Here is a 23,983-nt window from a genome sequence, read left to right as displayed (position 1 = left end):
GACGTCGGGCTAGACTTGTCGGGTTGGCCTTCGCGGCCAGCTGGAGGATTCGCCTAGTGGCCTATGGCGCACGCTTGGAAAGCGTGTTGGGTGCAAGCCCTCGGGGGTTCGAATCCCCCATCCTCCGCAGCACGACGCGATGCGCGGCACCCTCGGGTGCCGCGCATCGACTGCGTTCGGGGCGCCGTGCGCTCAGCGCCTGCGGGTGCCGAAGATCCCCCGCACGATCTCGCGGATGATCGTCTGCCCCGTGCGCGAGCGGATCGCCTGCACCACGGGATTGTCCTTCGCGGCCCGCTCCGACGCCGTCCGGTTGCGCGACGCCTGCTGCTCGAGCCTGCGCGCCTCGGCCTCGTGCTCCTTCGCCGCCTTGGCGGCTGCGGCATCCGCCTCGGCCTTCGCTGCGACGGCCTGCGTCTGCTCGAGACGCTTCGCGAGGATCTCGTAGGCCGACTCGCGGTCGACGGCCTCGCCGTAGCGCGCCTGCAGCGGCGACGCCGCGACCGTCGCCTGCATCCGAGCCTCGGGCGTGGGATCCATCGACCCCTGCGGGGCGCGCAGCCGCGTCCACGCGACGGGCGTCGGCACGCCCCGCTCGTCCATGACCGTGACGACGGCCTCGCCGGTGCCGAGGCTCGTGAGCACCTCCTGCAGGTCGTAGTCGCTCTTCGGGTAGGTGCGCACCGTCGATCGCAGCGCCTTCTCGTCGTCGGGCGTGTGCGCACGCAGCTGGTGCTGCACGCGCGAGCCCAGCTGGGCGAGCACGTCGCTCGGCACGTCCTTGGGCGTCTGCGTGACGAAGACGATGCCGACGCCCTTCGAGCGGATGAGCCGCACGGTCTGCGTGATCGACGAGAGGAACTCCTTCGACGCGTCCTTGAACAGCAGGTGCGCCTCGTCGAAGAAGAACACGAGCCGCGGCTTCTCGGGGTCGCCCACCTCGGGCAGCGTCTCGAAGAGCTCGGCGAGCAGCCACATGAGGAAGGTGGAGAACAGCTGCGGCTGGTCGGCGACGCCGGGCACCTCGAGCAGGCTCACGAGGCCGCGGCCGTCGGGCGCGGTGCGCAGCAGCTCGGCGACGTCGATCTCGGGCTCGCCGAAGAAGCGCTCGGCGCCCTGCTCGGCGAAGGCCGTGAGCTCGCGCAGGATGACGCCGGCGGTCTGCGGCGAGATGCCGCCCAGCTCGCGCAGCTCGGCCTTGCCCTCGTCGCCCGTGAGCCACAGCAGCAGCTCGCGCAGGTCCTTGAGGTCGAGCAGCGGCAGTCCCTGCCTGTCGGCGTAGGCGAAGAGGATGCCGAGGCTCGACTCCTGCGTGTCGTTGAGGCCGAGCACCTTCGCGAGCATCGTCGGCCCGAAGCCCGTGACGGTGGCTCGGATGGGCACGCCGATGCCCTCGCCGCCGAGCGAGAAGTACTCGACGGGCGCGGCGAGCGGCTGCCAGTCCTGGCCGATGCCCGCGGTGCGCTCGAGCAGCTTGGGACTCGAGGCGCCCGGCGTCGCGATGCCCGAGAGGTCGCCCTTGATGTCGGCGGCGAACACGGGCACGCCGGCGGCCGACAGCTGCTCGACGAGCACCTGCAGCGTCTTCGTCTTGCCCGTGCCCGTCGCTCCCGCGACGAGCCCGTGCCGGTTGAGCATGCCGAGGGGGATGCGGATGGGCGTCGACGGGTCGGCGTCGCCGTTCACGAGCGCACCGAGCTCGAGCGCAGCGCCGTCGAAGGCGTAGCCGGCGCGGATCGCGTCGACGGCGGCCGCGCCGAGGGGCCCTTCGGGCGCCGGCGGGCGACCGGCCTCCTGCGCGGTCGAAGATTCCTCGAGTGCCTCCGTCGACTGCGCGACGTCGGACGAGGGTGCGCTCGCAGGCGGCTCGGCATGCTCGTCGGGGGATGCAGGGTCCTCGGAGGTCGCGGGGACGGACGCCGCGCCGTCGTCCGGTGCCGGCGCGCTCGCGGCCTCCATGGCCCGCAACCGCTCCTCGGCCGCTGCCTGGGCCCGCCTCGCCTCTTCGAGGGCCGCGCGTGCGGCCTCCAGCTCGTCGCTCATGCCTCCATCCTGTCCCGTGCGAGGCCTTGCGCGCACGGGGTCGAGGAGCACCGGCCTCGCATGCAGCGACGGTGCGTCGCAGGCGGCATCCGCGCGGGAGTCGAACGCCGTTCGACTTGTCCCCCACCGGTAGAGGATTTCACTGTTCGACGGTCGAACGACCGATCGCCGGGGTATCCTCCGAGAAGTCGAAGATTCTTCGACGGCGAGGCCCCGATCCGACGCGTCACCGACCCAGACGCCGACCGGTCGATCCTCGTCGAAGCGAGCGCAGGTGACGGGAGCAGCTATGCGCACGGTGGACCCACTCGGACGCCACGACGACTGCACGCGGATCCTCGAGGCGGTCGACGCCGGCAGGCGCGTCGTGCTCGTCGGGCACCCGCTGCTCGGCTCGGAGGCCGTGCGCCGACGCGTCACGCACACGAGGCTGCGCACCCCGGGATCGGGCAGCATCGCCTTCCTCCCGATGCGCAGCGCCGGCCCGGGCGGCGACACCCAGACGGTGCTCTCCGACGACGACTCGCTCGACACGCGCCGCACCGTGACGCTGCCCGAGCCCGACGAGTGCTCCGTGATGGTCGTGCGCCTCGGCCGCCTCACCCGCAGGCAGTTCGACCGCCTCGCCGACGACCGCCTCGCGCGCGCGGGCCTGCGTCCCGACTGGCTCGGCGCCATCGGCCGCAGCCTCATCCACGCGCAGTCGCGCGGCTACCCGCTGCTCGCCGCAGCGCTGCTCGACGACCGCCTCCGTCCCGACCGACCCCGTCGCGCCGGCGCCGCAGCCGCCGCGATCGTGCGGGCGCTCGAGCCCGAGCTGCGCGGCGCCGCCGAGACCATCGCCGCCATCCACGGCATCCGCGTGACCCGCGCCGTCGACCACCTCGGCCAGGAGGCCGTCGACGCCCTGCTGCACGTCGGCATCGTCGACGAGGTCGCCGGGGCGCTCGTCGTCCCCGCGATCCTGCGCACGCCGCTCACGCAGCGTCCCGACGACCGCAGCCTCGCGATCCTCGCCGACATCGCCGACGGCTGGTCGCGCCGCGACGCCGCCACCGTGAGCGAGTACATCGCCGCGCACCGCGCGATCGAGGCGGGCAGGCTCAGCACCTCCCCCGCCATCCGCGCGCGCATCGCCGCGATCGCCGCCTGCACGCTCGTGGGCCGCAGCCTCGCGAGCTGCGCACGCGATGCCGCATCGATCGCGACGACGCTCGACCCCGAGACGCTGCCGACGATGCTCGCCGCGATCTCCGCAGGCGAGACCGCCGTCGCCGCCCCGCTCATCCGCGACGCGCACGTCGCCGGCTTCGACGACTTCTCGACCAGGCTCGTCGCCTTCACGATCACGGCATCCGTGCTCGCGCCCGAGTCGGTCGGCAGCGACCTCGTCGACCTGCTGCCACCGCACGCCGAGTTCGGCGCGCGACTCCGGCGCATCGGCGAGCTCGCCCGGGCGCAGGCCGCGCTCGAGGCCGGCGACCACGCCACCGTCGCCCTCGCCGCGCAGGCCGCTCTCGCGGGTGGCGACCCGCTCGTGAGCGTGCGCGCCTACGGCCTCCTCGCCGCCGACGCCGCCTTCCGTGGCGACGCCCGTGGCGTCATCGCGGCGGCCGACGGCGTGCACGGCATCGTCGGCCACGTGCAGGACTGGACGCGCACGATGCTGTCGGCCGCCGGGCGCGCCATCGCCGAGACGCGCATGGCTGCCCGCGCCGTCGCGCTGCCGCCCCTGCCGCTGCTCGACACCGCGCTCGACCGCATCGTCGAGATCGCAGCGACGACCGACGACTCCGCCGCCATCGCCTTCGCGCTCATCTCCCGCGTCGCCGAGGACGGCCTGCCCGAGCACGCGCACGTCGCCGAGTCGATGCTGCTCGACCTGCCCGACGAGGCGCCCAGGCAGCTCGCGATCGCCGCGACCGACGCGCTGCACCACGGTCCCGAGGCGGTGCGCGACGCCGCCGGCGCCACGCTGCTCGTCGTCTCCGGCCACGTCGCCGAGATCGTCGCCGCCGCCGAGCACGTGGACGGCGAGGCCGCCCGTGCGACCCTCGGCCGCTGCGCAGCGCTCGCCGACGCCGGGGTGCCCGCCCACGTGCCGCTCCGCATCGCCGCTGCAGCGCTCCACGCGCGCCTCGGCGACACCGTGCCCGACCTGTCGGACATCGACGTGCGCCTCCTCACGCCCGTGCTGCGCGCGCTCCACGTGCTCGCGACCGCCGCCCGCCACCGTGACGCGGGCATGCTCGTGCACGCCGCATCCGGCATCGTCTCGGCACGCCACGCAGCGCTCACGCGGCGCCTGCTCGACGTCGCCGCGGCGCTCGGGGGCGACACGGCCGCAGCACGACTGGCCGACGACCTCGAGACGAGCCTCGTCGCCTCGCGCCGTGCGCTGCGCGGCAGCCGCTCATGGATCGACCGCGACATCCTCGGCCTCGCCGCCGCGGGCCTCACCGACCTGCAGATCTCGCAGCTGCTCGACCTGCCGCTCGGCACCGTGCGCTCGCGCTCGCGTGCCGTGATGGCCGAGCTCGGCGTGCCCGAGCGCTCGGCGCTCGCCGTCAGCCGCTGACCTCACGCACGAGGCGCCCGCGACCTGCTCGGTCGAGGGCGCCTCGTGCGTGGCGGATGCGGGCGCCGCGGCCCGGTCGCGTCAGTCCGCGAGCGCGGGCACGGTGCGCGGCCGCACGAGCACCCACAGCGACAGCGTCGCCAGCAGGCCGCCGCCCAGCATCACGGCACCCATCGGCACCGCATCCTGCACCGCGAAGTTGCCGATGACGCCGCCGACGACGCTCGCGAGCAGCATGTTCGACGCGCCGATGAGCGACGCCGCGGTGCCGGCCTCGCTGCCGTGCTCGACGAGCGCGAGCACCTGCACGCACGGCATCGTGAGGCCGAACGACAGCGTGAACATGACCATGGCGGGGATGAAGCCCGCGAGGCCGAAGCCCGAGCGGTCGAGCACGAGCATGAGGATGGCCGCGGCCACCATGCCGGCCGTGGAGCCTGCGAGCACCCACTGCGGGCCGATGCGCGTCGCCAGCCGCGACGACGTCTGCACGCCGATGAACACGCCCACCGAGCACACCGCGAACACGGCGCCGAACTCGGTCGCGCTCAGCCCGTAGACCTCCTGCAGCAGCAGCGGCGACGTCGACAGGTACGAGAAGATGCCTGCGAATCCCGACGAGCCGATGATCGCGACGCCCACGAAGCGGCGATCGCCGAGCACGCGGCGGTAGCTGCCCAGCGTGCCCGCCCCCATCCGCAGCCTGCGCTCGGGCGGCAGCGTCTCGCGCAGCAGCGTCGCGACGAGCAGGATCACGACCGCGCCGTACAGCGCGAGCACCCAGAAGATGCCGCGCCACTGCGTGACCCCGAGCAGCCACGAGCCGATGACCGGGGCGAGGATGGGCGCAAGCCCCATGATGAGCGCGAGGCGCGACAGGTAGACCACGAGCGAGCGACCCGAGAAGAGGTCGCGCACCATCGCCATCGCCACGACCGCGCCGCCTGCAGCGCCGAGGCCCTGCAGCACGCGCAGCACCGTGAGCATCTCGACGTTCGGCGCCACCGCGATCGCGATCGACGTGAGCACGTGCAGCGTCGAGGTGGCGACGAGCGGCCAGCGCCTGCCGACGCGGTCGCTCAGCGGGCCCAGCACGAGCTGGCCGAGCGCGAAGCCGAGCGTCGTCGCGGCGAGCGTCAGCTGCACCTGCCCATCCGTGGCGCCGAGGTCGTCGGCGAGCACGGGGAATGCGGGCAGGTAGAGGTCGATCGTGAACGGACCGAGCGCCGTGAGCAGGCCCAGCACGACGATCGTCGCGACGCGCCTGCGGCGCGTGAGCAGGTCGCCGGGATGCTGCGTGACCGCCGTCACGAGCGCGGCGCGATCGTCTCGACGCCGTCCTCGCGACGGTACACCTCCGCGCCGTCGATGAGCACGAGCGAGGGGCGGGCCATGGGGTCCATCCAGTCGCCGTCCCACACGACGACGTCGGCGCGCTTGCCGACCTCGAGCGAGCCCACCTCGCCCGCGACCCCGAGCACCTTCGCCGGGTTGATCGTGATCGAGCGCAGCGCCGTCTCGCGGTCGAGGCCCTCGCGCACCGCGAGCGACGCCTGGTGCACGAGGAACGAGATGGGGATGACGGGGTGGTCGGTGATGATCGAGATCTCGACGCCCGCCTTGGCGAGCCTGCCGGGGTTCGCGATCGAGCGGCCGCGCAGCTCCATCTTCGACTTCGTCGTGAAGAGCGGGCCGATGAGCACGGGGATGCCCTTCTCGGCGAGCAGGTCGGCGACGACGTGCGCCTCGGTGCCGTGGTCGATGACGAGGTCGTAGCCGAACTCCTCGGCGATGCGCACGGCCGTCACGATGTCGTCGGCGCGGTGCGCGTGCTGGCGCCACGGGATCTCGCGACGCAGCACCTTGGCGATCGCCTCGTGCGTGAGGTCGACGTCGGCGTTGGAGTCGGGGTCCGCGTGCTTGCGCAGGTAGTTCTGCGCCGCGACGAACGCCTCGCGGATGACCTTCGCGGTGCCCAGGCGCGTCGAGGGCGTCTGCTTGCGCTCGCCGTACACGCGCTTCGGGTTCTCGCCGAGCGCCGACTTCAGGCCGGCGGGCTCGCGCAGCACCATGTGGTCGACGATGCGACCGTGCGTGTGCAGCGTCGTCGCGAGGCCGCCGATGGGGTTGCCGGAGCCCGGGTTGACGTTCACGGTCGTGACGCCACCTGCGAGCGCGACGTCGAAGCCCTCGTCGAACGGGTCGATCGCGTCGATCGTGCGCACGGCCGCCTGGTTGACGCCCGTCATCTCGTTCGTGTCGCTCGCCGCGCCACCGTCGCCCTCGGGGTGCACGCCCAGGTGCACGTGCGCATCCACGAGGCCCGGCGTCACCTGCGCGCCGGCCACGTCGAGCGTCTCGGCGCCCTCGGGCACCTCGACGTCGGCGCCGAGCGCCTCGATGCGGCCGTCTCGGATGAGGATCGTGCCGTCGAACGGGTCGCCCTCCACCGGGATGACGTGGGCGTTGACGACGGCGCGCAGCATGCTCTCTCCAAGTTCCGTGGCGGTGCATCCAGCCTACGACCGTCCACCGACGCCGAGCGCGGCCCTGCCGGTGCCCCCTTCGGTGCCGACCCATCGAGCGGGCGTCGACGCGCGGGCGCGACTACTGTGGTCGCATCCCTTGATCGGTCGCGCCGCCACCGCCCGCCGGCGCCCGCACAGACAGGCCTCGGCATGCCCGACGCACCCGCTTCCACGAGCGCGTACACCCGCACGGAGCGGCTCGACCGGCTGCCGTTCACCAGCAAGCACGGCCGCCTGCTCGTCGGGTCGGGCATCGGCTGGGCGCTCGACGCCATGGACGTCGGCCTCATCTCGTTCGTCATGGCAGCCCTCGCCGTGCAGTGGCAGCTCGACGGCACGACGCTCGGCTGGATCGGATCGATCGGCTTCGTCGGCATGGCGATCGGCGCGACGCTCGGCGGGCTCGTCGCCGACCGTCTCGGCCGCCGCCAGGTGTTCGCGATCACGCTGCTGATCTACGGCATCGCCACGGGCGCGGCCGCGCTCTCGACCGGCGTCGCGATGCTCATCGCGCTGCGGTTCGTCATCGGGCTCGGGCTCGGCGCCGAGCTGCCCGTCGCATCCACGCTCGTGTCGGAGTTCGCACCCCGCCGCATCCGCGGTCGCGTCGTCGTGTGGCTCGAGTCGTTCTGGGCCGTCGGCTGGATCGCCGCGGCGGCGATCGGCGCGTTCATCATCCCGCTCTCCGACGACGGCTGGCGCTGGGCCCTCGCGGTGGGCATCGTGCCCACGCTCTACGCCGTCGTCGTGCGCATGGGACTGCCCGAGTCGGTGCGGTTCCTCGAGGCGAAGGGACGCCACGACGAGGCGGAGCGCATCGTGCGCGAGTTCGAGGCCGCCGCCGGCGACGCCCGCACCGAGCTGCCGCCCGCGACCCCGCGCGTGCTCGCCGGCGTCGAGGCGGACTCGGCGCAGTCGATCTGGAGCCCGGCCGTGCGCCGTCGCACCGCCGGGCTGTGGATCGTCTGGTTCTGCATCAACCTGTCGTACTACGGCGCGTTCATCTGGATCCCGTCGCTGCTCGTCGCGCAGGGGTTCGACCTCGTGCGCTCGTTCCAGTTCACGCTGATCATCACCCTCGCGCAGCTGCCCGGCTACGCCGTCGCGGCCTGGCTCATCGAGGTCATCGGACGGCGGTCGACCCTTGCGATCTTCCTGGCGGGCTCTGCCGTCGCTGCCGTCGCGTACGGCCTCGCATCCGCCGACTGGCAGATCATCGCCGCGGGCTGCGCGCTGTCGTTCTGCAACCTCGGCGCGTGGGGCGCGCTGTACGCGATCGGGCCCGAGCTCTACCCGACGTCGGTGCGCGGCACGGGCACGGGCGCCGCAGCGGGCTTCGGCCGCATCGCGTCGATCATCGCCCCGCTCATCGTCACGCCCCTCGTCGCCCTCGGCGGCACGCCCCTGCTGTTCGCGGTCTTCGCGACGGCGTTCGCGGTCGCGGCGATCGCCGCCTTCGCTCTCCTCCCCGAGCAGCGCGGCAAGCCCCTCGCCTGACTTTGTGAGGTTTTCGGCCCTTTCTGACATCAGAAAGGGCCGAAAACCTCACAACGTCCTCGTCCACAGGTCGACGCCATCCACAGGGCGATGGATTCGTGCGCTCGGCGAGGCTTGGACGTGCATCCTGCAGCCATGCGACAGGACGAGATGCCGGAGCTCGACGAGCCCAAGGCGGTCGGCGTGGGTGCCGCCATGAGAGCCGGGGTATCCCAGAAGGCACTTCGAAACCGTTCGCTGCAGCGGCCATTCTGGGGCGTGCGAGCACTCGAGGCACCGGTGGATGCGCTGGAGCTCGCGCAGATGTACGCGCCGCGGTTGCGCGCCGGCCAGCTCGTGAGCGAGGCGTCGGCTGCGAGGCTTCACGGCTTGCCCCTGCCAGCCGGGGCTCCCGGAGGCATCCAGGTGCTCGTTCCCGACGGCGCCTATCGCCCCTCGACCCGGGGCGTCACGAGTCGCGCGATCGCCGCCGAGCGCATCCGATCGACGATGATCGGCGGCGTGCCGGTGACCGACCCGGTGCTGACCTGGCTCCTGCTCGGGCGAGTGCTCGACGTGCCGTCGCTCGTCGTGGTGGGCGATGCCCTCGTCTCGGCTGCCGACAACTACCCGGGTCTCCGCGGACCACGCCCCATGGCGACGTGCGAGGAGCTGGAGCGGGCGGTCGGCGATTGGGCGAGCATGCACGGCATCGGACGCCTGCGCCTCGCGCAACCGTTGGTCCGACTCGGCGTCGAGTCGCCCATGGAGACGCCGACTCGCCTCGCGCTCATCGACCACGGCCTGCCCGAGCCGGAGGTCAACGGCGAGATCTGGGACGCGGGCGAGCTGATCGCCCGCGCCGACCTGCTCTACCGCGACGAGCGCGTCGCCATCGAGTACGACGGCGACGGCCACCGCACCGTCCGCGCCCAGTGGCAACGCGACGTGGCGCGCACCGAGCGACTCCACGCCGCCGGATGGCGCGTCGTGCGCGTCACGCGCACCACGCTCGAGCGCCCCGAGACCCTTGCGGCCACGGTCCGCGCATTGCTCTCCACACGCCCGCCCGACCCCATCCGTCCAGAGTTCTGAGGTTTTCGGCCCTTTCTGATGTCAGAAAGGGCCGAAAACCTCAGAAAGTTGGTGGGAAGGGACGCGTCAGGGGGTGAGGGCGGTGGTGATGTCGGCGATGAGGTCGTCGGCGTCCTCGATGCCGACCGACAGGCGGAGGAGGTTCGTCGGGACCGCGAGCTCCGTGCCCTTCACCGAGGCGTGCGTCATCTCGGACGGGTAGCAGATGAGGGACTCGACGCCGCCGAGCGACTCCGCGAGCTGGAACAGCTCCGTGCGGCGCACGATCTCGAGCGCCTCGTCCGCGCCTCCGCGCACCTGGATCGACACCATGCCGCCGAAGCCCGACATCTGCCGCGCCGCGATCTCGTGGCCGGGATGCGTCGGCAGGCCCGGGTAGTGCACGGCCTCGAGCGCCGGGTGCCCCACGAGCGCCTCGGCGACCGCCTGCGCGTTCGACGAGTGGCGCTCCATGCGCACCGCGAGCGTCTTGAGCGAGCGGGTCGTGAGCCACGCGTCGAACGGCGAGTTGATCGCTCCGACGGCGAACTGCATGAAGCCGACGCGCTCCGCCAGCTCGGCATCCGCCGTCACGACGGCGCCGCCGACGAGGTCGGAGTGCCCGCCGACGTACTTCGTGGTCGAGTGCACGACGACGTCGGCGCCGAGCGCGAGCGGCTGCTGCAGGAACGGCGACGCGAACGTGTTGTCGGCGACGACGAGGGCCCCGGCGGCGTGGCCGAGCTCGGCCAGCGCGGCGAGGTCGGTGATCTTCATGAGCGGGTTCGACGGCGTCTCGACCCACAGCACCTTCGTCGTCGGCCGGATCGCCGCGCGCACGGCGTCGAGGTCGGCGAAGTCCGTGGTCGACAGCTCGATGCCCCAGGGCGCCCACACCTGGTCGACGAGGCGGTGCGTGCCGCCGTAGACGTCGTTCGCCATGAGGATGTGATCGCCGGGGTGCAGCACGGCGCGCAGCAGCGAGTCCTCGGCCGCGAGCCCCGAGCCGAACGCGTACGCGTGGGTGCCGCCCTCGAGCGACGCGAGCTGCTCCTGCAGCTGGTCGCGCGACGGGTTGCCGCCGCGGGCGTACTCGTAGCCGTCGCGGAAGCCGCCGACGTGCGTCTGCACGAACGTCGACGACAGGAAGACCGGTGGCACGACCGCACCGGTGCGGGGGTCGAACGGCTGGCCGTCGTGGATGGCCCTCGTCGAGAACCCGGTCATCATGCCTCCTTCGCGAGGTACGTCAGCAGGTCGGCGCGCGTGACGACGCCGATGGGGCGCGCCTCGTCGAGCACGAGGATCGCGTCGGCCTCGGCGAGCGCGTCGCGCAGGTCGTCGGCCGACTCCCCCGCGCCGATGCGCGGCAGCTGCGGGCCCATGTGGTCGCCCACGGAGTCGCCGAGGCGGGCGCCGCCGGTGAAGACGGCGTCGAGCAGCTGCCGCTCGTCGACCGAGCCGGCGACCTCGCCGAGCACGACGGGCGGCTCGGCGCGCAGCACGGGCAGCTGGCTCACGCCGAACTCGTGCATGATCTCGATCGCGTCGTGCACGGTGTCGGTGGGATGCGCGTGCACGAGCGCCGGTGCGGCGCCGCCCTTGGCGGTGAGCACGTCGCGCACCGTCGTGCCCTCGGCGGGATCCGCGAACCCGTGCGCGCGCATCCACGCGTCCGAGTACACCTTCTGCAGGTAGCCGCGGCCGGAGTCCGGCAGGATCACGACGACGACGGCGTCGGCGGGCAGGTCGCGTGCGACGTCGAGCGCGACGACGACGGCCATGCCGCTCGAGCCGCCCACCAGCAGGCCCTCCTCGCGGGCGAGGCGCCGCGTCATGGCGAACGATGCCGCGTCGTCGACCGCGACGACCTCGTCGATGACCGACGGGTCGTAGTTGCCGGGCATCATGTCCTCGCCGACGCCCTCGACGAGGTACGGACGGCCCGTGCCGCCGGAGTAGATGGAGCCGAGCGGGTCGGCGCCGACGACGCGCACGGCGCCGTCCGAGGCGCCCTTGAGGAAGCGCGCCGTGCCGGTGATGGTGCCACCCGTGCCGACGCCGGCGACCAGGTGCGTGACGCGGCCGTCGGTGTCGCGCCAGATCTCGGGGCCGGTCGTCGCCTCGTGGGCGGCGGGCGCCGCGGGGTTGAAGAACTGGTTCGGCTGGAACGCGCCCTCGACCTCGGCGGTGATGCGGTTCGCGACGCCGTAGTACGACTCGGGGCTGTCGGGCGCGACGGCCGTCGGCGTGACGACGACCTCGGCGCCGTACGCGCGCAACGTCGCGCGCTTGTCCTCGGAGACCTTGTCGGGGCAGACGAAGATGCAGCGGTAGCCGCGCTGCTGGGCCACGAGCGCGAGCCCCACGCCCGTGTTGCCGCTCGTCGGCTCGACGATGGTGCCGCCAGGCTGCAGCACGCCGCGGCGCTCGGCGTCGTCGATCATCGACTGCGCGATGCGGTCCTTCACCGATCCGCCCGGGTTGAGGAACTCGACCTTCGCGAGCACCGTCGCGGCGATGCCGTCGGTGACGTGGTTGAGCCGCACGAGCGGCGTGTCCCCGATGGTCTCGAGGATGGTCTCTGCGAAGCGCATCGCTCCCCTTCCGTGGCCGGTCCACGCTACCGCGCGGCGAGGGCGCGTGACGGCCGCCGGAGGCTGCCGCGACGCCGCATGACGACGGCGGGCGACCCCTCCCGAGGGAGGAGCCGCCCGCCGGCGTGGATGGATGGACTACGGCTGCGTGAGCGGCTCGAGGTCCGGGTTCTCGGCGTACGCCTCTGCGGCGTTCTCCTGCGTGACGATGACGGGCTCCAGCAGGTTCGCGGGAACCTCGACGGCGCCGTTGTCGGACTCGCCGGTCGTGGTGACCTCCTCGCCCGCCTGCAGCTCCGAGACCATGTCGATGGCCGCGGCGACGAGGGCGCGCGTGTCCTTGTAGATCGTCGAGTACTGCTCGCCTGCGACGATCGACTCGACCGAGGCGACCTCGGAGTCCTGGCCGGTCACGACCGGGACGGGGAAGCCGGCACCCGTGGCCGACGCGATGATCGCGCGGGCCAGGTTGTCGTTCGGCGAGAGCACGCCGTGCAGCTCGACGCCCTGGTACGACGACGTGATGATCGTGTCCATGCGGTTCTGGGCGTTCTCAGCGGCCCAGTCCTCGGTCGCCGTCTGCTGCACGGTGGTCTGACCCGACACGACGTTGATCGTGCCGTCGTCGATCGCCGGCTGCAGGATGCTCATCGCGCCGTCGAAGAAGACGGCCGAGTTCGAGTCGTCGGACGAGCCCGAGAACAGCTCGACGTTCCACGGCTCCTCGCCGGGGAACTTCTCCTCGAGACCCTCGAGCAGCGACTGCGCCTGCAGCTCGCCGACGTGGAAGTTGTCGAACGCGACGTAGTAGTCGACGAGGTCGGAGTTCTGGATGAGGCGGTCGTAGGCGATGACGGTGATGCCTGCAGCGTCCGCAGCCTCGAGCTGGGTGGCGAGCTGGTTCGTGTCGGCGGCGCCGATCACGATGACCTCGACGCCCGAGTCGATCATCTGCTGGATCTGCTGCTGCTGGTCGCCGACGGCGTTCGACGAGCCTGCGTACTGCACGTCGCCCTCGAAGCCGGCCTCCTCGAGACCGTTCTCGAAGAGGTCGCCCGCGAGCACCCAGTTCTCGGAGGTGCGGTCGGGCAGGGCGACGCCGATGGAGGCGTCTGCGGCGAAGCCGGCGGCGTCGTCGCCGCCCTCTGCGCCCGGCTCGGTCCGGCCGCAGCCGGAGAGCGCGACGGTCACGGCAGCGATGCCGGCGAGCGCCACGATGGCGGTCTTCTTCATGGGTTCTCCTTGTATGGGTGGTGCGTCAGGAAAGGTCGTTGGAGCGGCCGCGGCGCAGGCCGCGGAGCATGAGGCCGATGAACGAGAAGCGGCCCTGCTGCTTGTTGATGACGTCGATCGCGACCGCGATGAGCAGCACGAGGCCCTTGATCACGGGGATCCAGTCGGAGCCGACGCCGATGGCGAAGAGTCCGTTGGTGAGCACGGCCATGACGAGGCCACCGATGATGGAGCCTGCGACGGTGCCGATGCCACCCGCGACGGCTGCGCCGCCGATGAACACGGCCGCGATGGCGTCGAGCTCCCAGCCGCCGCCGTCGGCGGGACCGGAGGCCTGCGCGCGGGCGATCCACAGCATGCCTGCGACGGAGGCCAGCACCGACATGTTCGCCATGACGAAGAAGTCGACCCAGCGCGAGCGGACGCCCGAGAGCTCCGCGGCGCGTCGGTTGCCGCCGACGGCGTAGACGTGACGGCCGAGCGAGGTGTTGCGCGTCACGAAGGCGTAGGCCAGCGCGATGAGCACGAACAGGATGCCGGCGTTGGGGAAGCTCGTGCCCTCGCGGCCGCTCGCGAAGAGCAGCGCGGCGGCGATGATGACGATGGCGACGAGCGCGAGCCGCGTGACGGCGACCCACATCGGCGGCACCGCGGCGCCCAGGCGCACGCGCTTCGCGCGGCCTCGCAGCTCGAGCACGACCACGGCGACGACGGCGAGGGCGCCCAGCAGCAGCGTGAGGTTGTTGTAGCCCGTGAAGGGCCCGACCTCTGGCAGGTAGCCGGCCAGCAGGTTCACGAACTCGCGGTCGACGGGGATGCCGCGCGACTGTCCGATGATCTGGTTGAGACCGCGGAACATCAGCATGCCCGCGAGGGTCACGATGAACGCCGGCACGCCGATGAACGCGACCCAGAAGCCCTGCCAGGCGCCGACGAGCACGCCGAGGCCGAGGCCGATGAGGATCGTGACGAACCAGGGCAGGCCCCAGTCGTTCATCGCGATCGCGACGACGACGCCCACGAACGCGGCGACGGAGCCGACCGAGAGGTCGATGTGCCCGGCGATGATCACCATCACCATGCCGACGGCGAGGATCAGGATGTACGACTGCGACTGGATGATGTTGATGAGGTTGTTCGACGAGAGCGTCGTCCCCTCGGTCGCGATCTGGAACGCCACCACGATGACCACGAGGGCGCCGAGGATGCCGAACTCCTTCAGCGATCCCTTCTTGCCCGCCAGCATCGAGAGGTCGGAGGCGCGGAAGCCTCGCCGCTCCTGCACGTCGTTGGTCATGCTGCGTCACCCTTCGTCGGCGCCATGCGGCGCATGAGCGTCTCCTGGTCGGCGTCGGCAGCGCGGATCTCGCCCGTGATGCGACCCTCGAAGATCGTGTAGATGCGGTCTGCGAGCCCGAGCAGCTCCGGCAGCTCGCTGGAGATGAGGATCACGCCCTTGCCCGCATCGGCGAGCTCGCGCACGATCTGGTAGATCTCGGTCTTGGCACCCACGTCGATGCCGCGCGTCGGCTCGTCGAGGATCAGCAGGTCGGGGTCGGTGAACATCCACTTCGACAGCACGACCTTCTGCTGGTTGCCGCCGGAGAGCGTGTCGACGCCCATCTCGACCGTGGGCGCCTTGATGCGCAGCGCCTGGCGGTACTCCTCGGCGACCTTCGCCTCGGCGAGCGCGTCGACGACGCCGCCGCGCGCGATCTTGCCGAGCTTGGCCGACACGATCGACCGCTTGATGGAGTCCAGCAGGTTGAGGCCGAGGGCCTTGCGGTCCTCGCTCACGTAGGCGATGCCGTTGGCGATGGCCTCGGAGACCGAGCGCAGCTGGATCTCCTTGCCGTCCTTCACGATGGTGCCGCCGAGCCACGTGCCGTACTGGCGTCCGAAGATGCTCATCGCGAGCTCGGTGCGGCCGGCGCCCATGAGACCGGCGAAGCCCACGACCTCGCCGCGGCGCACCGTGAACGACGACTGCTTGGCGACGAGGCGCTCGGCCGTGAGGGGATGCTGCACCGTCCAGTCGCGCACCTCGAAGAACACCTCGCCGGCGTGACCTGCGCGGTCGGGGAAGCGGTTGCCGAGCGTGCGGCCGACCATGCCGCGGATGATGCGGTCCTCGTCGACGGCGCCGTCGCGGATGTCGAGCGTCTCGATGGCCTTGCCGTCGCGGATGATCGTGATGGCGTCGGAGACGGCCTCGATCTCGTTGAGCTTGTGGCTGATCATGATCGACGTGACGCCCTTGGAGCGCAGGCCGACGAGCAGGTCGAGCAGGTGCTGCGAGTCGCCCTCGTTGAGGGCGGCGGTGGGCTCGTCGAGGATGAGCAGCCGCACGTCCTTCTCGAGCGCCTTCGCGATCTCGACGAGCTGCTGCTTGCCGACGCCGATGTTCTTGATCTGCGTGTCGGGGTCCTCGTCGAGGCCGACGCGTGCGAGCAGCTCGCGGGAGCGACCGCGCACGGTGTCCCAGTCGATGCCGAGCACGCCGCGGGGCTCGTTGCCGAGGAAGATGTTCTCGGCGATCGAGAGCTCGGGGATGAGCGCGAGCTCCTGGTGGATGATCACGATGCCGGCGCGCTCGGAGTCGTTGATGCGGCTGAACGCCACCCGCTCGCCCCGGTAGACGATCTCGCCGTCGAACGAGCCGTGGGGGTACACGCCCGACAGCACCTTCATGAGGGTCGACTTGCCCGCGCCGTTCTCGCCGCAGATCGCGTGGATCGTGCCCGTCGCGACCTCGAGGCTCACGTCGTCGAGCGCCCGCACGCCCGGGAACTCCTTGGTGATGTGGCGCATCGACAGGATGGTCGGCCTCGCCTGCTCCACGCTCGCTCCCTCGCTGGTCCAGCACCGGCGGCGGACCGTGGCTCACGATACGAGCGGGCACGCCTTGTCGTCAAGTCGTGAACGCAGTGGATGCCAACTCTGTCGCGTCATGAACGCAACGATTCGGTCACGACGCGGTCAGACGAGTGCCGGAGACCGTGCCGCGTCGCGTGCGATCGCGAGCGCGCCCAGCACCTCGGCGCGCTCGCCGAGCGACGTCGCGACGACGTCGGTGGAGGACGCGAGGGCGTGGATCGCGAAGCGGCGGAAGCCGTCGCGCACGGGCTCGAGCAGCAGCTCGCCGACCTCCGACAGCGGTCCGCCCACGACGACGACCGCGGGAGCGAGCAGGTTGGCGGCGTTGGCGACGGCGCGACCGATCGCGACGCCGGCGTCCTCGATCACGCGACGGGTGACGGGGTCGCCCGCGAGCGCCGACGACACGATGTCCGCCGTCGAGACCGGGCGGCGCAGCGCCGCCGACAGCTCCTGCGTCATGACGCGCACCGACGCGAGCGTCTCGAGGCAGCCGCGGTTGCCGCACACGCACAGCGGACCCTGCGGATCCACCTGCACGTGCCCGAGCTCGCCCGCGATGCCGATGGCGCCGCGATGCAGGCGCCCACCGAGCACGAGGCCCGTGCCGATGCCCGTGCCCACCTTCACGAACATGAGGTCGTCGACGCCGCGATGGGCACCGACCGTGCGCTCCGCCGTCGCGCCGAGGTCGGCGTCGTTGCCCACCTCGACGGCCATGCCGAAGGCCTCCGAGATCGCATCGCGCGAGACGCCGACCCACTCGGGCAGGATCGTGTGCCCCGCGATCGTGCCCGTGCGCAGGTCGAAGGGGCCAGGCACGCCGACGCACATCGCCGCGACCTCGCGCAGCTCGGCGCCGTCGAGCATCTCGGCCACCGCGTGGGCGGCGACGGCGAGGCTCTCGGATGCGTGGTGCCCGGCCGGCAGCTCGACATGCTGCTCGGCGATGGGCTGCAGGTCGGTGCGGGCGACCGCGATGCGCACGTGGCGCCTGCCGAAGTCGACGCCCACGACGACGGGGCCGGCGCCCGACTCGATGGTCACCAGCGTCGCGCGCCTGCCCTGGTGGATCGTCGGCCCGGTCGTGACGAGCCCGCGGTCGCGCAGGTCGCGCACGATGTTCGACACCGTCGCGTTCGCGAGGCCCGTGCGCTCGGCGAGCTCCGACTGCGTCGCCGGCGCGTCGCGCAGCACGTCTGCGATGCGCGCCTCGTTGGCCGCGCGCAGGGCGCCTTGGGATCCCGGGCGTCGCTGCATGCGCCCATCGTCGCCCGCGGGCGCCGTTGTTGTCAACTAGTGAACGCAAAACCGCGCTTCGCCGTCAGGCATTGGCGCGCTGCTCGGAGTGCAGCGCCGCGTACGCGCCGCCCATCGCGAGCAGCTCGTCATGGGTGCCGCGCTCCACGATCCTGCCGTGGTCGAGCACGACGATGACGTCGGCGTCGCGGATCGTCGAGAGGCGGTGCGCGATCGCCACGACCGTGCGGCCGCGCGACGCGGCGTCGAGCGCCTGCTGCACGATCCGCTCCGACACGGTGTCGAGCGCGCTCGTGGCCTCGTCGAGGATGAGCACCGCCGGATCCTTGAGCAGCACGCGTGCGATCGCGATGCGCTGCTGCTCGCCGCCGGAGAGCCGGTACCCGCGCTCCCCCACGACGGTGTCGAAGCCCAGCGGGAACGAGCGGATCGTGTCGAGGATGTTCGCGCCGCGCGCGGCCTCCTCGAGCTGCGCATCCGTCGCATCCGGCATCGCGTAGCGCAGGTTCTCGGCGATCGTCGCGTGGAAGAGGTAGGCGTCCTGGCTCACGATGCCGATGGCGTCGGTGAGCGACCGATGGTCGAGGTCGCGCACGTCGACGCCCGCGAATCGCACGACGCCGCCGGCCGCCTCGTAGAGCCGCGGCACGAGGTAGCCGATCGTCGTCTTGCCCGCGCCCGAGGCGCCCACGAAGGCGACGAAGGTGCCCGGCTCCACCTCGAACGACACGTGGTCGAGCGTCGGCGGCTCCGACTCCAGCGCGTCGGGGTAGCGGAAGACGACGTCCTCGAACGCGATCGCGCCGAGCCGGTCGGCGGGCACCTCCACGGCATCCGGCCGATCGACGATCTGCGGCCGCAGGTCGAGGTACTCGAAGATGCGGGCGAAGAGCGCGCCGGAGGTCTGCAGGTCGAGCGCGACGCGCAGCAGGCCCATGAGCGGCATGAGCAGGCGCGCCTGCACGGTCGTGAACGCGACGAGCGTGCCGGCGGTCACGGCCTGCAGGTCGTTCGTGATGAGCAGCGCGGCGATGACGTACACGACGGCGGGGATCACCGAGATGAAGATGGAGACGACGGCGAAGAACGTCTGGCCCGTCATCTGCTGCCGCACCTGCAGCTCGATCTGCCTGCCGTTCTCGTCGGCGTAGCGCCTCGACTCGTCCTGCTGCCTGCCGAAGACCTTCGCGAGCAGGATGCCCGACACCGACAGCGCCTCCTGCGTGATCGACGTCATCTCCGACAGCGACTCCTGCGTCTTCGTGGCGATCCGGGCGCGGACCTGGCCCACGCGACGCTGCGCGATGACGAGGAGGGGCGTGAGCAGCACCGCGACGATCGTGAGCTGCCACGACAGGATGAGCATGGTCACGAGGCTCGAGATGACGGTCACGGTGTTGCCGACGACCGACGACACCGTGTTCGACAGCACCGTCGCGACCCCGCCGACGTCGTTCTGCAGCCGCGACTGGATGACGCCGGTCTTGGTGCGGGTGAAGAAGGCCAGCTCCATGCGCTGGAGATGGTCGAACAGCTGCGTGCGCAGGCTGCCCATGACCGTGTTGCCGACGCGGGCGGTGAGGTAGGTCTGCCAGATGCCGAGCAGACTCGACGTGACGAGCAGCGCCACCATGCCGCCGACGAGCGCGAGCAGCAGGCGCATCTGCACGCCGCCCGACTCGGGGAAGAGCGCGTCGTCGAACACGCGCTGCGTCAGCAGCGGCGGGAACACCCCGATGGCCGCGACGACGAGCACGAGCACGATCGTGAGCGCGATCGCGGGACGATGCGGCCGGAACAGCGCCATGATGCGGCCGAGGAGGTTCGGGATGCGGGGCGCGTCGGCGTTCTGCGCCCGCTGCACCGACTCGTCGCGACCCGACACGCGCATGGCGCCGCGCGGGCCGCCGGCCATCATGCTCATGCGGCAACGCTACGCCCGCTCGCCCACGGCGATCGCCGCGTCCGCCCGAGGCGCAGCGCGCCCGCCGCGCGCCGCCGCCGTGGAGCAGGCTGCGCCACCCCGCAAGGTGAGGGTCGCTCAGCGTCCACGATGCGTTCACCGACGCGACACCGCTCGCTGCCACGGTTCCCCAGGCGCGCCTCCCCGCGCCCGGTACCCAAGGAGCACCATGCGTCTCAAGCACCTCGCAGCCCCCGCCGCGTTCACCATCGCGGCCCTCGCGCTCGCAGGCTGCTCGTCGTCGGCCGAGGCCGACGCCGAGGTTCCCGACGTCGACGCGTCGACGACCACGAGCGCCGAGGACTTCGGCGGCATGGAGGGCCTCGTCGCGGCCGCCGAGGCCGAGGGCACCCTCAACGTCATCGCCCTCCCCGAGGACTGGGCCAACTACGGCGCCGTCATGGACCTGTTCGAGGAGACCTACGACATCGAGATCGTGTCGGCGAACCCCGAGGCGTCGAGCGCCGAGGAGATCACGGCCGCGCAGGACCTCGCAGGCCAGGACACGGCCCCCGACGTCTTCGACCTCGGCCCCGCGGTCGCGCTCGCGAACGAGGACATGTTCGCGCCGTACCAGGTCGAGACCTGGGACTCGATCCCCGGGGAGAACAAGCACCCCGAGGGCCTGTGGGTGAACGACTACACGGGCATCATGGCCGTGGCCTACGACGCGGACGCCGTGCCTGCGCCCGAGTCGTGGGAGGACCTGCTGGGCGACGAGTACCGCGGCTCCGTCGCGCTGAACGGCGACCCGACGCAGGCCGGCGCCGCGCTCGCGGGCGTCGAGCTCGCCGCCATCCAGTCGGGCGGCTCCGCCGACGACATGCAGCCCGGCATCGACTTCTTCGCCGAGCTCGCCGCCGCCGGCAACTTCCTGCCGCTCAACGCCACGAACGCGACCGTCGCCTCGGGCGAGACGCCCGTCGTCATCAACTGGTCGTACATCGAGGCCGCGAACCAGGTCGCGCTCGAGGGCCAGCGCGACTGGCAGCTCTGGATCCCCGAGGGCCAGGCGCTCGGCTCGTACTACAACCAGGCCATCAACGCCGACGCCCCGCACCCCGCGGCGGCGCGCCTGTGGCAGGAGTTCCTGTTCTCGGACGAGGCGCAGAACATCTGGCTCGAGGCCGGCGCCTTCCCGGTGCGCCTCCAGTCGATGATCGACGAGGGCACGGTCGACCAGGACGCGCTCGACGCCGTCGGCACCCCGCCGGCCGACCTCGTGCAGCTGACGGCCGAGCAGGCCGAGGCTGCATCGGCGCTCGTCGCCGAGCAGTGGGCGACCGCCATCCAGTAGGCCGAGGACGCGGTGCCGGGCAGCTGCTCGGCACCGCGCTCGGCCTCACGCCCTTCGCGCTCCTCACCCTCTGCTTCCTCGCCATCCCGACGGCCATCGCGGTCGGCTCCGCGTTCGTCGGCGACGACGGCCTCACGCTCGACGCGATCGCGGCGATCCTCTCGCCGACCGTGCTCGGCTCGATCTGGGCATCCATCTGGGTGTCCGCGCTCACGGCGGCGCTCGGCGCCGCCGTCGGCGCCCTCGTGTGCCTCGCCCTGCTGGGCCTGCCGCCCACGAGCCTCGTGCGCCGCATCGTCGACGCGGCATCCGGCACGCTCGCCCAGTTCGGCGGCGTCATGCTCGCGTTCGCGTTCATCGCGACCATCGGCATCCAGGGCCTCGTGACCGTGTGGATGCGGGATGCGCTCGGCATCGACATCTACTCGGGCGGCGTCTGGCTGTACCAGGTGCCCGGCCTGATCCTCCCCTACCTCTACTTCCAGATCCCCCTCATGGTCATCACCTTCATGCCGGCCGTCGACGGCCTGCGGGCGCAGTGGGCGGAGGCGAACGCGTCGCTCGGCGGCACGCGCGCCCGCTACTGGCTGCACGTGGGCGGGCCCATCCTCGCTCCCGCGTTCCTCGGCAGCCTCGTGCTGCTGTTCGCGAACGCGTTCTCGTCGTTCGCGACCGCCGCGGCGCTCATCAGCCAGGGAGGGCAGATCGTGACGCTGCAGATCCGCGGCGCGCTCGTGTCGGAGACCGTGCTGGGCCAGGAGGGCCTCGCCGGTGCGCTCGCCCTCGCGATGATCCTCATCATGACCGTGCTCATGTGGGGCTACTCCCTGCTGCAGCGGCGCACGGAGCGGTGGCAGCGATGATGGCCTCGAGCCTCGCGACGCCGACGCGAGCGAGCAGCGCGCGGTGGCAGCGATGAGCCGTCGCGCGTCCGACGTCGCGCCCGCGCCCTGGGCGCGCTGGACGATCCTCGGCGTCGTCGGCGCCCTCTTCGCCATCCCCATCGTCGCGATGGTCGAGTTCACGCTGCGCACGCGCGACGGCATCACCTTCGACCGGTGGACGGCGCTCGCCGAGGGCCTCGCCTCCGGCAGCCGCACGTACCGGATGCTCGGCGAGGGCATCGCGGTGTCGCTCGGCCTGTCGGTCGTGACGGCCGTGCTCATCGTGGCGATCCTCGTGCCGACCATGGTGCTCGTGCGCCTGCGGGTGCCGCGCCTGCAGCGCGTGCTCGAGATGATCTCGATCCTGCCGATCTCGATCCCCGCCATCGTGCTCGTCGTCGGCCTCGCGCCGGTCTACGCATCGATCGCGCGCGTCGTCGGCTCGTCGGCGTGGCCGCTCGCGCTCGCATACGCCGTCGTCGCGCTGCCGTTCGCGTACCGCGCGATCCAGGCCGAGCTGCGGCTCGTCGACGTCGGCACCCTCACGGAGGCCGGGCGCTCGCTCGGCGCCGGCTTCACGCGCACGCTCGTCGAGATCGTCGTGCCGAACATCCGCCGCGGCATCCTCACCGCGTGCATCCTCACCGTCGCGATCGTGCTCGGCGAGTACACCATCGCGGCGCTCCTCAACCGCATCGTGCTGCAGACGGCGCTCGTGCAGATCCAGCAGGCGGACGCCTACGCATCCGTGATCGTGTCGCTCGTCGCGCTGGCGTTCGCGTTCGTCCTGCTGCTCGTGATCGCCATCGCGGGCGGCGGACAGCCGCGCGCGACGCAGCCGAAGGCGCCGAAGACCAAGAAGGACCCACGCGCATGACCGCTCCTCGCCCCCAGACCGCCACGACGATCGACCTGCAGCAGGTCGTGAAGCGGTACGGCAGCCACACGGCGCTCGACAGCGTCGACCTCACGCTCGCGCCGGGCGAGCTCGTCGCGCTGCTCGGGCCGTCGGGCTGCGGCAAGACGACGGCGCTGCGCTGCCTCGCGGGCCTCGAGGACATCCAGGAGGGACGGATCCTCATGGACGGCGTCGACGTGTCGGCGACGCCCATCGAGCGACGCGACATCGGCATCGTCTTCCAGGCGTACTCGCTCTTCCCGCACATGACGGCGGCGCAGAACGTGGGCTACGGCCTGCGGATGCGCGGCGTCGGCCGTGCCGAGCGCGAGACGCGCGTCGCCGAGGGCCTCGAGCTCGTGGGCCTCGCGCACCTGGGCGAGCGATTCGCGCACGAGCTCTCGGGCGGCCAGCAGCAGCGCGTGGCCCTCGCGCGCGCCATCGTGACGCGGCCGCGTCTGCTGCTGCTCGACGAGCCGCTGTCGGCGCTCGACGCCAAGGTGCGCGTGAGCCTGCGCGACGAGATCCGTCGCATCCAGCAGGAGCTCGGCATCACGACGGTGTTCGTGACGCACGACCAGGAGGAGGCCCTCGCGGTCGCCGACCGCGTCGCCGTCATGCGCGCGGGCCGCATCGAGCAGATCGGCAGCCCCGAGGACCTCTACCGCACGCCCGCCAACCCGTTCGTGGCCGACTTCGTGGGCCTGTCGAACCGCGTCGCGGGGATCGTGGACGCCGACGGGTTCGCGGTGCGCGGCGAGCGCCTGCCGGTGCTCGGCGCCCCCGCGCTCGGCGCCGGCGTCGCGCTCGTGCGCCCCGAGCACGTGCGCCTCGCCGCGACGGGCATCGCGGCGACGGTCGTGACGAGCGCGTTCCTCGGCTCGATCCGCCGCACGACGGTCGACCTCGGCGACGGCACGATCGTCGCCGTGCAGCACGATGCCTCCGAGGTGCACGAGCCCGGCGACGCCGTGCACGTCGCGTTCACGGGCGCGCCAGTCGTGGTCGAGCCGAGCGTCGACCACGGGGAGGTCGCTGCGGCCTGACTCGTCGCGTCCGCGTCGGCGGCCCGCAGCCTCGTGCTGCGTGGCCGCCTCGCGTGGTGGCGCGGTGAGATGTGCGCGATCTCGCGGGTCTCGCGACGCTGAGCGCGTCGAGGGCTGGGATCCGCGCACATCTCGCCGCGCCTTGTCGGGAGATGTGCACCTGAGCGAGCCGGCATCCCGCATGCGGCCCTGCCGGCTCGCTCACGTGCACATGTCCTGCGCGCTGAGT

Annotated in this window: 17 protein-coding genes and 1 tRNA gene; 8 read left to right on the top strand and 10 right to left on the bottom strand. The window is 72.0% G+C overall.

What is annotated here, in order from left to right:
- The first annotated feature begins 42 nt into the window (after positions 1-42).
- Positions 43-127, top strand: a tRNA-Ser gene (locus FS793_RS11960).
- A gap of 65 nt (positions 128-192) precedes the next feature.
- Here FS793_RS11960 and FS793_RS11955 read toward each other — a convergent pair.
- On the bottom strand, positions 193-2,043 hold the full coding sequence (locus FS793_RS11955; protein ID WP_144720726.1) for a helicase HerA-like domain-containing protein: 1,851 nt from the start codon (positions 2,041-2,043) through the stop codon (positions 193-195).
- Between the two features lie 298 nt (positions 2,044-2,341).
- Here FS793_RS11955 and FS793_RS11950 point away from each other — a divergent pair, with 298 nt between their 5' ends.
- A complete protein-coding gene (locus tag FS793_RS11950; RefSeq protein WP_144720725.1) occupies positions 2,342-4,621 on the top strand; it encodes a hypothetical protein in 2,280 nt (759 codons plus the stop codon).
- 81 nt (positions 4,622-4,702) lie between these two features.
- Here the strand turns inward: FS793_RS11950 and FS793_RS11945 are convergent, their stop codons facing one another.
- Together FS793_RS11945 and FS793_RS11940 are read right to left on the bottom strand one after the other, a co-directional pair.
- Entirely contained in the window at positions 4,703-5,932 is a 1,230-nt protein-coding gene (locus FS793_RS11945; RefSeq protein WP_144720724.1) for a multidrug effflux MFS transporter, read from the bottom strand.
- The gene (locus FS793_RS11940) at positions 5,929-7,107 is read right to left on the bottom strand and encodes an amidohydrolase (protein WP_144720723.1); all 1,179 of its coding nucleotides are present in this window, start codon (positions 7,105-7,107) and stop codon (positions 5,929-5,931) included. The genes FS793_RS11945 and FS793_RS11940 overlap by 4 nt, the downstream gene beginning before the upstream one ends.
- Before the next feature lie 192 nt (positions 7,108-7,299).
- On the opposite strand from FS793_RS11940, the gene FS793_RS11935 reads away from it, so the two are divergent.
- Both FS793_RS11935 and FS793_RS11930 read left to right on the top strand, forming a co-directional pair.
- A complete protein-coding gene (locus tag FS793_RS11935) occupies positions 7,300-8,646 on the top strand; it encodes an MFS transporter (RefSeq protein ID WP_144720722.1) in 1,347 nt (448 codons plus the stop codon).
- Positions 8,647-8,781: 135 nt separating this feature from the next.
- Positions 8,782-9,720 carry an endonuclease domain-containing protein gene (locus FS793_RS11930; RefSeq protein WP_186329483.1) on the top strand — a complete coding sequence of 313 codons (939 nt, stop codon included), beginning with the start codon at positions 8,782-8,784 and terminating at the stop codon, positions 9,718-9,720.
- 66 nt (positions 9,721-9,786) lie between these two features.
- Here FS793_RS11930 and FS793_RS11925 read toward each other — a convergent pair whose 3' ends face one another.
- The 7 genes from FS793_RS11925 to FS793_RS11895 form a co-directional block, all read right to left on the bottom strand.
- Positions 9,787-10,929, bottom strand: coding sequence for a cystathionine gamma-synthase (locus tag FS793_RS11925; protein ID WP_144720720.1), 1,143 nt, complete (start codon positions 10,927-10,929; stop codon positions 9,787-9,789).
- Positions 10,926-12,296, bottom strand: a complete 1,371-nt coding sequence (locus FS793_RS11920; RefSeq protein ID WP_144720719.1) for a cystathionine beta-synthase — start codon at positions 12,294-12,296, stop codon at positions 10,926-10,928. Before FS793_RS11920 ends, FS793_RS11925 begins: the two co-directional genes overlap by 4 nt.
- A 138-nt stretch (positions 12,297-12,434) precedes the next feature.
- Positions 12,435-13,529, bottom strand: a complete 1,095-nt coding sequence (locus FS793_RS11915; protein WP_144720718.1) for a substrate-binding domain-containing protein — start codon at positions 13,527-13,529, stop codon at positions 12,435-12,437.
- Positions 13,530-13,554: 25 nt separating this feature from the next.
- Positions 13,555-14,775, bottom strand: a complete 1,221-nt coding sequence (gene mmsB / locus FS793_RS11910; RefSeq protein WP_144720819.1) for a multiple monosaccharide ABC transporter permease — start codon at positions 14,773-14,775, stop codon at positions 13,555-13,557.
- A gap of 47 nt (positions 14,776-14,822) precedes the next feature.
- On the bottom strand, positions 14,823-16,340 hold the full coding sequence (mmsA, locus tag FS793_RS11905) for a multiple monosaccharide ABC transporter ATP-binding protein (RefSeq protein ID WP_186329482.1): 1,518 nt from the start codon (positions 16,338-16,340) through the stop codon (positions 14,823-14,825).
- Between the two features lie 168 nt (positions 16,341-16,508).
- Entirely contained in the window at positions 16,509-17,666 is a 1,158-nt protein-coding gene (locus FS793_RS11900; RefSeq protein ID WP_144720716.1) for an ROK family transcriptional regulator, read from the bottom strand.
- 64 nt (positions 17,667-17,730) lie between these two features.
- Positions 17,731-19,590 carry an ABC transporter ATP-binding protein gene (locus FS793_RS11895; protein ID WP_144720715.1) on the bottom strand — a complete coding sequence of 620 codons (1,860 nt, stop codon included), beginning with the start codon at positions 19,588-19,590 and terminating at the stop codon, positions 17,731-17,733.
- A gap of 208 nt (positions 19,591-19,798) precedes the next feature.
- Between FS793_RS11895 and FS793_RS11890 the strand changes: the two genes are divergently transcribed.
- Genes FS793_RS11890 through FS793_RS11875 form a run of 4 tightly spaced genes read left to right on the top strand, consistent with a single transcriptional unit; the run spans position 19,799 to position 23,754 of the window.
- Positions 19,799-20,926: an ABC transporter substrate-binding protein gene (locus tag FS793_RS11890; RefSeq protein ID WP_144720714.1), complete on the top strand. Its 1,128-nt coding sequence runs from the start codon at positions 19,799-19,801 to the stop codon at positions 20,924-20,926.
- On the top strand, positions 20,905-21,789 hold the full coding sequence (locus tag FS793_RS11885; RefSeq protein WP_260980137.1) for an ABC transporter permease: 885 nt from the start codon (positions 20,905-20,907) through the stop codon (positions 21,787-21,789). The genes FS793_RS11890 and FS793_RS11885 overlap by 22 nt, the downstream gene beginning before the upstream one ends.
- A gap of 52 nt (positions 21,790-21,841) precedes the next feature.
- Positions 21,842-22,687, top strand: a complete 846-nt coding sequence (locus FS793_RS11880) for an ABC transporter permease (protein ID WP_144720817.1) — start codon at positions 21,842-21,844, stop codon at positions 22,685-22,687.
- Positions 22,684-23,754 carry an ABC transporter ATP-binding protein gene (locus tag FS793_RS11875; RefSeq protein ID WP_144720713.1) on the top strand — a complete coding sequence of 357 codons (1,071 nt, stop codon included), beginning with the start codon at positions 22,684-22,686 and terminating at the stop codon, positions 23,752-23,754. Before FS793_RS11880 ends, FS793_RS11875 begins: the two co-directional genes overlap by 4 nt.
- The last annotated feature ends 229 nt before the right edge of the window (positions 23,755-23,983 follow it).

The sequence above is a fragment of the Agrococcus jejuensis genome, from assembly GCF_007679035.1.
Taxonomy (GTDB): Bacteria; Actinomycetota; Actinomycetes; order Actinomycetales; family Microbacteriaceae; genus Agrococcus; species Agrococcus jejuensis_A.
The sequence above is the reverse complement of the archived record's forward strand: the minus strand, read 5'-3'. Positions and strand labels throughout refer to the sequence as shown.

Excerpts from the sequence above, each read along its gene's own strand:
- FS793_RS11900 (WP_144720716.1), bottom strand. The coding sequence starts at position 17,666 with ATGCAGCGACGCCCGGGATCCCAAGGCGCCCTGCGCGCGGCCAACGAG.
- FS793_RS11880 (WP_144720817.1), top strand. The coding sequence starts at position 21,842 with ATGAGCCGTCGCGCGTCCGACGTCGCGCCCGCGCCCTGGGCGCGCTGG.
- FS793_RS11930 (WP_186329483.1), top strand. The coding sequence starts at position 8,782 with ATGCGACAGGACGAGATGCCGGAGCTCGACGAGCCCAAGGCGGTCGGC.
- FS793_RS11920 (WP_144720719.1), bottom strand. The coding sequence starts at position 12,296 with ATGCGCTTCGCAGAGACCATCCTCGAGACCATCGGGGACACGCCGCTC.
- FS793_RS11875 (WP_144720713.1), top strand. The coding sequence starts at position 22,684 with ATGACCGCTCCTCGCCCCCAGACCGCCACGACGATCGACCTGCAGCAG.
- FS793_RS11940 (WP_144720723.1), bottom strand. The coding sequence starts at position 7,107 with ATGCTGCGCGCCGTCGTCAACGCCCACGTCATCCCGGTGGAGGGCGAC.
- FS793_RS11895 (WP_144720715.1), bottom strand. The coding sequence starts at position 19,590 with ATGAGCATGATGGCCGGCGGCCCGCGCGGCGCCATGCGCGTGTCGGGT.
- mmsA (WP_186329482.1), bottom strand. The coding sequence starts at position 16,340 with ATGCGCCACATCACCAAGGAGTTCCCGGGCGTGCGGGCGCTCGACGAC.
- FS793_RS11915 (WP_144720718.1), bottom strand. The coding sequence starts at position 13,529 with ATGAAGAAGACCGCCATCGTGGCGCTCGCCGGCATCGCTGCCGTGACC.
- FS793_RS11925 (WP_144720720.1), bottom strand. The coding sequence starts at position 10,929 with ATGATGACCGGGTTCTCGACGAGGGCCATCCACGACGGCCAGCCGTTC.
- FS793_RS11955 (WP_144720726.1), bottom strand. The coding sequence starts at position 2,043 with ATGAGCGACGAGCTGGAGGCCGCACGCGCGGCCCTCGAAGAGGCGAGG.
- mmsB (WP_144720819.1), bottom strand. The coding sequence starts at position 14,775 with ATGCTGGCGGGCAAGAAGGGATCGCTGAAGGAGTTCGGCATCCTCGGC.
- FS793_RS11935 (WP_144720722.1), top strand. The coding sequence starts at position 7,300 with ATGCCCGACGCACCCGCTTCCACGAGCGCGTACACCCGCACGGAGCGG.
- FS793_RS11890 (WP_144720714.1), top strand. The coding sequence starts at position 19,799 with ATGCGTCTCAAGCACCTCGCAGCCCCCGCCGCGTTCACCATCGCGGCC.